11 protein-coding genes are annotated in these 11,760 nt (G+C 65.2%); 6 read left to right on the top strand and 5 right to left on the bottom strand.

Annotation, left to right across the window (positions count from 1 at the left end):
• Window positions 1-144 precede the first annotated feature (144 nt).
• Window positions 145-1,749 (bottom strand): class I SAM-dependent DNA methyltransferase, encoded by a 1,605-nt coding sequence (locus C2847_RS06120; RefSeq protein ID WP_105317662.1) that lies wholly within the window; start codon window positions 1,747-1,749, stop codon window positions 145-147.
• A gap of 390 nt (window positions 1,750-2,139) precedes the next feature.
• Window positions 2,140-2,436, bottom strand: a complete 297-nt coding sequence (locus C2847_RS06110; protein WP_244187370.1) for a hypothetical protein — start codon at window positions 2,434-2,436, stop codon at window positions 2,140-2,142.
• A 49-nt stretch (window positions 2,437-2,485) separates the two neighbouring features.
• Here C2847_RS06110 and C2847_RS06105 point away from each other — a divergent pair, with 49 nt between their 5' ends.
• The 6 genes from C2847_RS06105 to C2847_RS06080 all read left to right on the top strand — a co-directional run bounded on the left by C2847_RS06105 (window position 2,486) and on the right by C2847_RS06080 (window position 8,856).
• The gene (locus tag C2847_RS06105; RefSeq protein ID WP_105317562.1) at window positions 2,486-3,289 is read left to right on the top strand and encodes a carbohydrate ABC transporter permease; all 804 of its coding nucleotides are present in this window, start codon (window positions 2,486-2,488) and stop codon (window positions 3,287-3,289) included.
• A complete protein-coding gene (locus C2847_RS06100) occupies window positions 3,279-4,136 on the top strand; it encodes a carbohydrate ABC transporter permease (protein WP_105317561.1) in 858 nt (285 codons plus the stop codon). The genes C2847_RS06105 and C2847_RS06100 overlap by 11 nt, the downstream gene beginning before the upstream one ends.
• Before the next feature lie 14 nt (window positions 4,137-4,150).
• On the top strand, window positions 4,151-5,434 hold the full coding sequence (locus C2847_RS06095) for an ABC transporter substrate-binding protein (RefSeq protein WP_105317560.1): 1,284 nt from the start codon (window positions 4,151-4,153) through the stop codon (window positions 5,432-5,434).
• 79 nt (window positions 5,435-5,513) lie between these two features.
• Window positions 5,514-6,458 carry an ABC transporter substrate-binding protein gene (locus tag C2847_RS06090; protein WP_105317559.1) on the top strand — a complete coding sequence of 315 codons (945 nt, stop codon included), beginning with the start codon at window positions 5,514-5,516 and terminating at the stop codon, window positions 6,456-6,458.
• The gene (locus C2847_RS06085; RefSeq protein ID WP_105317558.1) at window positions 6,455-7,921 is read left to right on the top strand and encodes an ABC transporter permease subunit; all 1,467 of its coding nucleotides are present in this window, start codon (window positions 6,455-6,457) and stop codon (window positions 7,919-7,921) included. The genes C2847_RS06090 and C2847_RS06085 overlap by 4 nt, the downstream gene beginning before the upstream one ends.
• Window positions 7,918-8,856 carry an ABC transporter ATP-binding protein gene (locus tag C2847_RS06080; RefSeq protein WP_105317557.1) on the top strand — a complete coding sequence of 313 codons (939 nt, stop codon included), beginning with the start codon at window positions 7,918-7,920 and terminating at the stop codon, window positions 8,854-8,856. Before C2847_RS06085 ends, C2847_RS06080 begins: the two co-directional genes overlap by 4 nt.
• Before the next feature lie 156 nt (window positions 8,857-9,012).
• Here C2847_RS06080 and C2847_RS06075 read toward each other — a convergent pair whose 3' ends face one another.
• From C2847_RS06075 to C2847_RS06065, 3 genes are read right to left on the bottom strand one after another with little or no spacing between them, the layout of a single operon-like run.
• The gene (locus C2847_RS06075; protein WP_105317556.1) at window positions 9,013-9,780 is read right to left on the bottom strand and encodes an ABC transporter permease; all 768 of its coding nucleotides are present in this window, start codon (window positions 9,778-9,780) and stop codon (window positions 9,013-9,015) included.
• Window positions 9,777-10,583 (bottom strand): ABC transporter permease, encoded by an 807-nt coding sequence (locus tag C2847_RS06070; RefSeq protein WP_105317555.1) that lies wholly within the window; start codon window positions 10,581-10,583, stop codon window positions 9,777-9,779. The genes C2847_RS06075 and C2847_RS06070 overlap by 4 nt, the downstream gene beginning before the upstream one ends.
• 10 nt (window positions 10,584-10,593) lie before the next feature.
• Complete coding sequence (locus C2847_RS06065) at window positions 10,594-11,655, bottom strand: extracellular solute-binding protein (protein WP_164835650.1); 1,062 nt, start codon at window positions 11,653-11,655, stop codon at window positions 10,594-10,596.
• Window positions 11,656-11,760: the final 105 nt, after the last annotated feature.

Genomic DNA, 11,760 nt, shown 5'->3' with positions numbered 1-11,760 from the left:
CTTGCGGCTGGCGGACGTAAACGCCTGCGCGCTGCTCTTTGCTCTTTGTTATCGCCTGCGTTTATCATGGCCTCAAAAACTCTCCATATTCAACGGTGCGTTGAGTATGAAAGCGCTCTTTTTCTGTAATAAACGGTACGTTCATCAGAAACCTAGGTCCCGGATATTCCGCCAAATCGCCTCATCGAGCCTCGCGGCCTCGGCCTGCTGCTCTCGCCATTGCGCCACCAGCCGCGCCATCTTCTCCTCAAACGGCTCGTCATCGTCATCCTTTACCTCGGCACCCACGTAGCGGCCAGGCGTGAGCACGTAGCCGTGCTTGCGGATCTCCTCCAGTGTGGCGCTCTTGCAGAAACCGGGGATGTCCTGGTACTCGCCGGCGTCGGTTTCGCCGCGCCAGGCGTGGTAGGTGCGAGCGATCGTCCGGATTTCTTCGTCGGTCAGTTCCCGGTGAGTCCGGTCCACCATGCGGCCCATTTTGCGGGCATCGATGAAGAGCACCTCCCCGCGGCGGTCACGCAGGGCTTTCCTTTGCCCCGCCGGAGGACGCCCACTCTTGTCGCGCGCTAAGAACCACAAGGACGCGGGAATCTGCGTGGAATAAAAGAGTTTGTCTGGCAGCGCCACCATGCAGTCCACCAGGTCGGCCTCAATGATGTGCTTGCGAATCTCACCCTCCCCGGACTGGTTGGACGACATCGAGCCGTTGGCGAGAACAAAGCCAGCATAACCGGTGGGTGATAGGTGATAAATGATGTGCTGTACCCAAGCAAAGTTGGCGTTACTTACGGGTGGCACGCCGTACTTCCATCGTTTGTCCTCCCGCAGGTGTTCACCGCCCCAACTCTTCATGTTGAAAGGTGGGTTGGCCAGAATGTAGTCCGCCTTGAGGTCGGGAAAGCGATCGTTGTGGAGGGTGTCACCTTGTTCAATACGCCCGTCAATACCCCGGATGGCCAGATTCATCCTGGCCAGGCGCCACGTGGTGTAGTTAAGCTCTTGACCGTAGATGCTGATCTGGGAACGAGCCCGGCCTCCATTCCCATTACCCGTAGCGTGGGCTTCTATGAATTTCACGGACTGTACAAACATACCTCCCGAACCACAGCAAGGGTCGTACACTCGGCCCTGGAAAGGCTCAAGCATCTCCACCAGTAACTTGACCACGGAGGCGGGTGTGTAGAACTCGCCCCCCTTCTTGCCCTCGGCGCTGGCAAATTGGCTAAGGAAGTATTCATAGACGCGGCCCAGTACATCCTGAGCCCGGGCTTCATCGCCGCCCACCTGGATGTTGGTAATGCGGTCGATCAGCTCACCCAGCCGTCCCTGATCCAGGGAAGAACGAGCGTAATCTTTAGGGAGCACTCCCCTAAGAGTTGGGTTCTCCCGTTCGATGGCGTCCATAGCTTGGTCCACCAACTGGCCGATATTGGGTTGTCGGGCATTCGCCTTAAGTCTGTCCCAACGTGCTTCTTGGGGAACCCAGAAAATGTTTTCGGCGCGATACTCATCGGGATCTTCGGGGTCTGCGTACGGGGTATTCTTAAGCCGAAGATAATGCTCTTCAAATACATCCGAGACATATTTCAAAAAAATCAACCCCAGAACCACATGTTTGTACTCGGCAGCGTCCATGGAACCGCGAAGGGTGTTGGCCGCTTGCCAGAGCTGAGGTTCGTAGCCCACGATAGTGCTGTTGGTAAGGCCGTTGGTAGCACTTGCGTTAGTCTTGTTCTTTTTCTGCCCCATACCCATAGTCTATGACTTTATACCACGTTATACCATGACCCATTTGAGAGGCTGTTGTAAAAGTCTTGTATCCCTGAAGGGTGCAGAGGACACGCACATCTTACCCCAGCGACCTCAGCGATGAGGAATGGGCCATCCTTGAGCCCGGACTTGACCGCCATACCGCATGAAGCCCCAAGAACCGCAGGGCAGCCAGGGGGTTGAAGGAGAAAGCCTCCAAGGCCGCCTCCTTCCGACGAACCCCTTTGGGGTTTAGCCACGACACCCAATGCGCCCGCAACACCGCCAGCACCTCGCCCCCGCACCTGAAAAGCATCCTCCCGCACCCACCCCAAAAGCTTCCCCTGGTTCCCCTTCAGGACCAAAAGGTACTCCCCCCTTTGCCCCCACCTAGCGGGCCACCTCGGGGTACAGGAAGCCTGCATCCCCCACCACCACCTTCCCTAAGAGCCCCTCGGCCCCCAGGCGTTCCAAAAGCTCCAGAAGAGCCCTATCCTCCCTCCCCTCCGCCCTGGCCTGGGCCAGGGTCCGCCCCAGGGCAAGGGCCCATGCCTCCACCAGGTGCACCTGGGGGCTCTTGCCCTTGCCGCTTCCCCGCAGGACCTTGCCGTCGGCTACCAGGACCTTTTCCCCTTCCAGCTCCCCTTCCGGAGGGCGCCCTTGTTCTCGCCAACCGGGTTCCCCCAAGCCTTGCCCTTGACTTTTACCTGACTGGCCCCGGTTAGCATCAGCCTGGATGCGGAGCGTCGGGATCTTCCTCCTTCCCACCCTGGTCTTCCTGGTGGCCTTTACCTATCTGCCCTTTGGGGTAGCTGCCCTGGAGGGGATAAGCGCTTTAGGATCCCTCTTCCAACAGGAGAACCTCAACGCCTTGCGGGTTACCGCGCTCTACACCCTGCTGGCCGTGCCCCTATCCGTGGGGCTGGGCCTCTTGGCGGCCGTGGCCGTGGAAGGAACCTCCCGGCTCCGACTTCTGGCCAGGGCCCTGATCTTCCACCCGGTGATCCTGCCCACGGTGGCCTTCGCCGCGGTCTTCCTCTACCTCCTGAACCCCCTGGGCTCCCTCCAGGGCCTTCTCCGCTGGCTGGGCCTGCAAAACCCCTTGGGGGACCCCGTGGGGGCCTTTCTCGCCGTGGTCCTGGTGGGCGTGCTGAAGGACGCCGGCCTGTACATGCTCTACTACCTGGCCGGCCTCCAGGCCCTGCCCAAGGAGGTCCTCGAGGCGGCCCGGGTGGACGGGGCAGGCCGCCTGGCCACCTTCTTCCGCATCACCCTGCCCTTGCTCTCTCCCACCACCTTCTTCGTGGGAATCATGGCCACCCTGGGGGCCCTCCGCAACGTGGACCACATCTTCATCCTCACCAAGGGGGGCCCGGTGGGGGCCACGGACCACCTCCTCTACCGGGTCTACACCCTGGGCTTTGAGTACTTCGACTTCCCGCAGGCGGGGGCCTTGACCCTGGTCCTGCTCACGGCCCTCACCGCCCTGGCCCTTCTGGCCCTGCCCAGGCTGGAAAGGGGGGTGCACTATGACGGGTAGGCAAGCCCTGCCCCTGGCCAGGACCAGGAAGCGGCTGGCCAGGGCCGCCTCCTTCCTCCGGGAGGTGCCCGCCCTTCTCGCGTCCCTACCCTTCCTCCTCATCGCCACCTTTACCCTGATTGCCGCCTTCACCCCCACCGCCGACCTCAACCGGGGCCAGCTGGGCACCCTTACCCTGGAGAACTTCCGCCTGGCCTGGCAGGCGGCGGACTTTCCCCGTCTCTACGGGAATACGATGTTGTTTACCTTCGGGCTTCTCCTCGTCCAGCTCTTCACCGTCACCACGGCGGGCTTCGCCCTGGCCCACCTGAAGGCCCGGGGAAGAAATGGCCCCTTCTACCTAATCCTGGCCCAGCTCTTCCTGCCCGCCTCCGCCCTAATCCTCCCCAACTACATCCTCATCCACAAGCTGGGGCTCAGCGATACGCTTACCGCCCTGGCCCTCCCCTACGTGGCCTCGGCCACGGGGGCCTTCCTTCTCCGCCAGGGATTCCTGCAGATCCCCAGGGAGCTCATCGAGGCAGCCCAGGTGGACGGAGCCACCTCCTGGCAGATCCTGTGGAGGGTCCTCCTGCCCCTGGTCCGGCCCCACCTGGCCGCCTTCTCCCTGGTGAGCCTGGTCTACCATTGGAACGAGTTCCTCTGGCCTCTGGTGGTGATCCAGAGCCCGGAAAAGCGGGTGCTTTCCCTGGGCTTCGCCAGCTTCGCCCGCTCAGCGGAAAGCGGTATGGAGTGGGGCCTTATCGCCGCCGGGGCCATTCTGGTGGCCCTGCCCATGGTCCTCGGATTCCTCCTCTTCCAGAGGGGTTTCGTGGAGGCCTTCACCCGAAGCGGGTTGAAAGGCTAAGGAGGTGAGGTCGCATGAACATGAAGGGGATCGGCATCGGATTGTGGGTGCTCCTAGGTCTGGGTCTCGGCCAGCAGACCACCATCACCTTCTACTACCCGGTGGGAGTGGCAGGTCCCTTGGCCCGGTTCATCGAAAGCTACGTCAGTGACTTCGAGAAGCAGAACCCCCAGATACGGGTGAACACCGTCTTCGGGGGCAACTACGAGGAGAACCAGGCCAAGGTGGTGGCGGCCATCCGGGCGGGGAACCCTCCGGACACCGCCATCCTCCTTTCCCAGCAGCTCCACACCTTCTTGGCCATGGACGCCATCGAACCCTTCGACCCCTATATCGCCCGGGATCCCGAGCTGAAAAAAGCGGTCCAAGACTTCTTTCCCGCCTTCATGATGAACTCCACCCTGGACGGTAAGGTCTGGAGCCTCCCCTTCCAGCGCTCCACCCCGATCCTCTACTACAACAAGGACGCCTTCCGGGAGGCCGGCCTGGACCCGGAAAAGCCCCCCGCCACCTGGGAGGAGCTGGTGGAGTACGCCAAGCGCCTCACCAAGCGGGACGCCCAGGGCCGGGTGGTCCGCTACGGGGTGGCCATCCCCACGGAGGACCGCTCCACGTGGTTGCTGGAGGGGTTGGTCATCCAGGCGGGGGGCCTCCTCTACGACCCGGCCGGCAAGGGGTGCAAGGTCCTGGTGGACACCGAGCCCGTGCGCAGGGCCATGCAGTTCAAGGCGGACCTGGCGAGGAAGCACGGGGTGAGCCCGGAAGGGGTCATCGCCTGGGGTACCACCCCCGGGGACTTCGCCGCCGGCAAGGTGGCCATGATCTACCACTCCACTGGGTCCTTGGGTTTCATCCGCACCAACGCCCGCTTCCCCTTCGGCACCGCCTTCCAGCCCAAGCTGGTGCGCTATGGGGTACCCACGGGCGGGGCCAATTTTTACCTCTTCAAGGGGTCGGATCCCGCCAAGCGGGAGGCCACCCTGCGCTTTATCAAGTTCATGACCAGCCCCGAGCTGCAGGCCCGCTGGTCCATCGACTCGGGCTATGTGGCAGCCCGGAGGTCCAGCTGGAACCTGCCCCTCATGCGGGATTACGTGCGGCAGTGGCCCCAGGCCCTCACCGCCCGGGAGCAGCTGGCCTACGCCAAGGCGGAGCTTCCCGTCTATAACCTGCAACAGGTGAAGGACATCATCGCCGAGGCGGAGCAGGCGGTGGTCCTGGGCCGCAAGGAGGCGCGGGAGGCCACCCGCGAGGCCCAGCGCCGGGTGGACGAGGCCCTGAAGCCCTTCTGCAGGTGATCCCCTCGTGGGTCTTTGGGAGGCCCACTGGGCCTCCCTTGACCTTTTCCTGACCTGGGCCCCTTAGGCTCAGGGAGCCATGAAGCGGCTCCTGATCCTGGCGGGTATGGCTCTAAGCGTGGGGCTGGCCCAGGGGGGTACCCTTACCCTCTACACCTCCGAGATCCTGGCGGACGTGAACGCCCTGGTGGGGGCCTTCCGGGCCCAGAACCCAGAGGTGCAGGTCCAGGTATTCCGCTCGGGTACCGGGGAGGTGGTGGCCAAGCTCCGGGCGGAGCTTGAGGCGGGCAACCCTCAGCCCGACCTGCTCTGGTTCGCCAACGAGGACTTCCTCCGGGAGCTGGCGGGCAAAGGCCTTTTGCGCCGCATTCCCCCCACGGTCCCGGGATATCCCGTGCAGTTCGCCCACGGGGGCGGCCTCTACTACGAGGTGCGCCTCCTGTACAACGTGATCGCCGTGAACACCCAGCGGGTGCGGGAGGTCCCCGCTTCCTGGAGGGATCTCCTCAAGCCCCCCTTCCCGAGCCTTCTGGCCATGCCGGACCCCAACTTCTCCGGGGCGGCCCTGGCCACCCTTGGAACCCTTTCCCAACGTCTGGGCTTCGGCTTTTTCGAGACCCTGAGGGCGGGGGGGATGCGCATCGAGCAGTCCAACCCCGTCCTGCAGCAGAAGCTGGCCCGCGGCGAGTACGGCCTCGCCATCACCACGGATTTCGGGGTGCGCCAGGAGGTAGCCAAGGGAGCGCCCCTGGCCACCGTATACCCCCGGGATGGGGCCATCCTGGTGCCCACCCCCATCGCCGTCACCTCCTGGAGCAAAAATCCGGAGCTGGCCACCCGCTTCCTCCTCTTCCTCCTCTCCCCGGAAGCCCAGCGCCTCTTTACGGAAAGGGGGTACTACCCGGTGATGCCCGGCGCCCCCAAACCCAAGGGAAGCCCGCCCCAGGTGGTGGGCATCCGGGCCCGCTTTGCCGATCCTGAAACCCTGTCCCGGTTCAACGCCCTTTTCGGGCTCAGGCGATGACACGACCCGGGTTTTCCCGCTCCCTCTCCTTCCCCTGGCACCTTCCCCTGGCCCTGGCCCTTGCCTTCCCCTTCCTGGTGCTCTTCGTCCGGGGGTTGCCTCATTTCCCCAGCACCGGGCGCGACCTGGACGTAATCCTTTTCAGCCTGGTCCTGGCAGGCCTGGGAACCCTCCTTACCCTGTTCCTGGCCTTGAACCTGGCCGTGTTGGGCCGGGCAGGAAGGGTGGCGGGGGGGTGGGAGGCCCTTCTCCTTTTGGGGTACCTGGTCCCTCCCTTCGTGACCGGGATGGGGTTGCTCTTCAGCCTGGGGACCCTGGGGGTGCGGATCCAGGGGGTGCCGGGAATCCTCCTGGCCTGGACCCTCCACTACGCCCCCCTGGCCTACCTCCTTCTCAAGCCCCAGGTGGGCCTCGCCCTAGGCCTCCTGACCACGGCCCGGGTCCACGGGGCCACGGGCCTAAGGGCCCTGAGGGCCTTCCTCCCACCCCTGTTCCCCCCTCTTCTGGTTGTGGGGGGCACCCTGTACCTGGCCCTTTTGGGGAACTTCGGGGTGCCGGCGGTCCTGGGGCTACCCGAACGGGTGTACGTGCTTCCCACCCTGGCCTACGCCCGCCTGCTGAGCCCCGTGGCCCAGGACCCCCTGGGGGAGGCGGCCGCCCTGGGCCTTTGGCTAGCCCTCCTGGCCCTGCCGGCGGTGCTTCTGACGCAAAACCCCCTCCTGGAGGCCAAGGAGCCCCTCCTGCCCCCTTCCAGACCCCTCTACCGGCTTCTTTTCGCCCTCTACAGCGTGGCGGCCCTGGCCCTGGTGCTCCTGGGCCTCCTGCGGGAGGCCCTGCAGAACCCCTACACGGGTCGGTGGGATCCCGCCTTCGCCCAGGCCCTGGGCCTGCCCCTGGTGCAGAAGGGGCTTCGCAACTCCCTACTGCTGGCCCTGGTGGCCACCGGCCTCCTCCTGCTCCTGGGCCTGGCCCTAAGGCCCTTCCCCCGCCTCTCGAAGGGGATTCGTGGGGTGCTGGACATCCACTACCTCCTCCCGGGCACCCTCCTGGGGGTTGGGCTCATCCTTCTCCTGGCCCCCACCCCCCTCTACGGCACCCCCTGGCTCCTCCTCCTGGCCTATCTGCTCCACTTCGCCGCCTTAGCCCTAAGGGCCCTGGAGGGGGGGCCAGGGGTGGAGGGCGCGGTGCTGGCGGGACGGGTGCACGGCCTCTCCCCGGGGCGGGCCTGGTGGCGGCTGGGGTACCCCCTCCTCCTCCCCTACCTCTACGCTGGGGCCCTCCTCATCTTCCCCCTGGCCTTTGCCGAGATCACCCTCTCCGCCCTCCTCTACGCCCCGGGGGCGGAGACCGTGGGGGTGGCGGTGCTCTCCGCCCTGAACGGGGGTCTTTACCGGGAGGCCAGCGCCTTGGGCCTGATCCTCATGGGCGTGGCGGCCCTGGCCCTTTTGGGGAGGCCCCGATGATCCGCCTCGAGGACCTCACCAAGCGCTTCCCCCAGGGGGGAGGGGTGGAGGGGGTGGACCTGGAGATCCTCGAGGGGGAGGTGTTCGTGCTCCTGGGGGCCTCGGGAAGCGGCAAGACCACCCTCCTCAACCTGGTGGCGGGCCTCCTGGCCCCGGATCGGGGCCGGATCCTCCTGGCAGGGAGGGAGGTCACCCACCTGCCCCCGGAGAGGCGGGAGCTGGGCTATGTCTTCCAGGACCAGGGGCTTTGGCCCCACCTGACTGCCCTGGACCACCTCCTCCTGGTCATGCCAAGGCCCGACCGCAGGGAGGCCCTGGCTCTTCTGGAAAGGGTGGGCCTTCTGGATCACTCCCATAAGCGCCCCCACCAGCTCTCCGGCGGCCAAAGGCAACGGGTGGCCTTGGCCAGGGCCCTGGCCCGCAGGCCCCGGCTCCTCCTCTTGGACGAGCCCTACAGCGCCCTGGATCCGGTGCTGAGGGAGGAGCTGCGCCTCGAGGTGCGCACCCTCCTTAAGGAAAGGGGAACCACCGCCCTCCACGTGACCCACGACCCGGAGGAGGCCATGCTCCTGGCGGATCGGGTGGGGGTGATGAGCCAAGGACGTCTCCTCCAGGTGGGAGCACCCAAGGAGGTTTACCTAAGGCCCAACTCCCTGGAGAGCTTCCTGGCCTTCGGCCGGGCCAACGTCTTCCACATCGAGGGGGAGGTCCTGGCCTTCCGGCAGGAGTGGGTGCGCCCGGGCGGCAGCCTGGAGGCCTTGGTTCTGGAGCGGCGGGAGCTCAGGGGGGAGGTTCTCTGCCGGGTCCAGCTGGAATGGGGGGAGGCCTGGGTGCGCCTCGAGGCGGGGGTGGGGGAGCGGGTGAGGATTCAGATCCACCCCCTTCTTCGCTTTCCCCAGGGCCTCCCTGACCCTGCCATGGCGGCAGGGGTCTAGGCCTCTGCCAACTGTATCTGGCCTTGTGGTAGGCCTCGACCGGTGGGATGGGTGCGGGCCAGGGGAATCCGGTGCTCTGGAAACCCACTGGTTTGAGGGCTTGCTTCCACCCAGCACCTGCCTGCCGCTCCAGCCCGAATCCGTGGGCGACACTCCTTAGCGCCGCCTCAGGAAAGTGAGGCCCAGTAGGGCGAGAAGGGTGACGTAGAGAAGGACCGCCGCCACGGCGCTGGCCGCCCGGAAGTCCTCGCGCAGGCTCTGAAAGAGGAGGAGGGGCAGGGTAATGGTGCCAAACCCCGCCACCATGCTGGTGATCTCAAACTCCCCCATGGAGATGGCAAAGGCCACCAGGCTTCCCGAGAGCACGGCGGGCACCAGGTTCGGCACCAGCACGTACCGGAGCCTGGCCCAAAGCCCCGCCCCCGAGGCCCGCGCCGCCTCCATGAGGAGGCCCACCTCGAGGCCCGCCAACCCCGCGTACACCGTGCGGAAGAAGAAGGGAAACCCCAAGGCCGCATGCCCCAGCACCACGATCCACAAGGTTCCCGACAGGGAGAGGGGTGGGCGGTTAAAGGCCAGGAGAAACCCCAGGCCCACCACCAGGGGGGGTACCAGAAGGGGCAAAACCTGCAAAAGCCGCCTCAGCCCTTCCCCCGCCCGCCCCGCCCAGGTGTAGGCCGCGTAGGCGGTGGGCACCCCCACCACGATGTTGGTGGCCACCGCCATGAGGGCAATCCGCAGGGAGAGGAGGCCCGCCTCCACGTACTTGGGATCCCTGGCGATCCGGGCATACCAGTCCAGGGTGAATCCCTGGGGAAGCACGTCCAGCCACATGCGGCTGAAGGAGTAGACCACCGGGGCCAGCATGGGCAGAATGAGGTAAAGGAGGAGGAAGGCAAAGAATAGCCAGCCCAGCCCCCTCATCGCCGGTACCTCCTTTCCCAAAGGGCGAGCAGATACAGCCCCACCCCCGTGGAGGCCATGAGGACCACGGACAAGGCGGCGGCCAGGGGCAGGTCAAAGGTGCTCTCCGCCACCAGGCTGTAGATCTGCAAGGAGAGGAGGTTCTTGGCAAAGCCCGTGAGGGCCAGGGCCGTGCCGAAGGCCCCCATCATCCCGGCGAAGACGAGGCTGCTACCCGCCAGGATCCCCGGCATCAGGGCGGGCAGGAGGACCCGTACCCAGGCCTGGAAAGGCGTGGCTCCCGAGGCCCGGGCGGCCTCCATCAGGCTCCGGCCCACGCTCTCCAGGAGGGGCATGAGGGCAAGGGCGAAGAGGGGGATGTTGTAGAAGGGAAACACCGAGAACAACCCCGCCCAGGAGTAGAGGTCAAACCGGGGCCACCCTAAGGAGGCAAAAATCTGGTTCAGCACCCCATTCCTTCCCAGAAGCACGATGAAGCCGAAGGCCACCACCAATCCGGACAGGGAGACGGGGATGGCGTAGAGGCTCATCAAAAACCCCTTCCACCGAAGGGGAAGCTTGCTGGTCCAGTAGGCGAGGAAAAGACCGCCCAGGGCGGCCACCAGGGTGGACAGGGTGGCAAAGACCACCGAGTTCCGCCAGGCCTCCAGGTAGGCGGGAGCCGCGAGGGCCTTGGCGTACCGGGCCAGGGTCAGGCCCTCGGGGGCGGCGAGGCTCCGCTCCGCGATGGAAAAGAGGGGATAGCCGAAGAAGAGGAGGAGAAAGAGAAGCCCGGGGAGGAGCAGGAAGCGCTCGCCGCGCACCCGTCACCCCCTAACGGATGGTCTCCCCGTAGTACTTCTGCAGGGCCTCGGAAACCGCCTCCTCCCGCTTGTAGTCCACGAACTTCACCTTGGCGTAGGCGCTCTTGGGCGGGTACTTGGCCGCTATGTCCTTGGGCAGCTCCACGTCGGGACGAATGGGGGACACAAAGGCCTTGGCGAAGAGGCTTTGCCCGTACTTGGAGAAGATGAACTCCAGGAAGAGCCTTGCGGTGTTGGGGTGGGGGGCGTTGCGGGCGGCAACGATCCCTCCCCCGTTGGCCAAGGTGCCGTCCTGGGGGATCACCACCTCCGTGGGGAAGGGGAAGCGCTCCTTCCAGGCCAGGAGGTTGTAGTCGTAGTTGATGAAGATCCCCACCTCGCCCCGCTCAAACTTGGCGGTGGTCACCTTGGCCTCCACCGCCCCGATCACCCCCAGCTTGTGAAGCCTGGCAAAGAAGTCCACCCCTGCCTTGTAGTTGTAGGGATCCCCGCTGAGGGCGTAGGCGGCGCTCATGATGGTGGCTACCCCGGTGCCGGTGGCCCTTGGGTCCATGTACTGGATCAGGCCCTTGTACTCGGGGCTTTCCAGTTCCTTCCAGGTTCTGGGCACCTTCTTGACCAGCCGGGTGTTCACGATCCAACCCAGGGTGCCCTTGTACCCTGTGTACCAGGCGGAGCCGTCCTTGCCCACGCCCTTCTGCCCTTCTGGAAGGGCATTCCAGGAGGTGACCTTGTAGGGCAAGGTGAGCCCTTCCTCCGCCAGGGTCATGGCGAAGGCCGGCTTCAGATCGGCCACGTCGTTTTTGCTGGCCTTCTCCTCCCGCATGCGGGCCAAGACCACGGCGCTACCCATGTCGATGTCCTGCTGGCGGATGCCGAAAAGCCGCTGGAACTCGGCGTAGATGCCCCCGTAGTTAGCCCAGTCGTTGGGCATGCCGTAGCTGTTGATGACCCCGCCCTCCGCCCGGGCTTTCTGCGCCAGGTCGCGGATGTAAGGGGTGTCCAGTTCCGGGGGAAGCTGTGCACCCGCCTGGGCCAAGGCCCCACCTTTTAGGGCCAGGGAGCCCAGCACCAGGGCCCCTATACCGGCTAAGTGCCCGCGCATTATAATCGTCCCATGCCAGCCCCTCTGCGTGTTCACCTGACCCCTGAGGAAGACGCCCGGCTGCGGGAACTG

The sequence above is a fragment of the Thermus tenuipuniceus genome (assembly GCF_002964845.1).
GTDB lineage: Bacteria > Deinococcota > Deinococci > Deinococcales > Thermaceae > Thermus > Thermus tenuipuniceus.
Note: the sequence above shows the minus strand (reverse complement) of the source record. Positions and strands in the feature narration are given on the sequence as shown.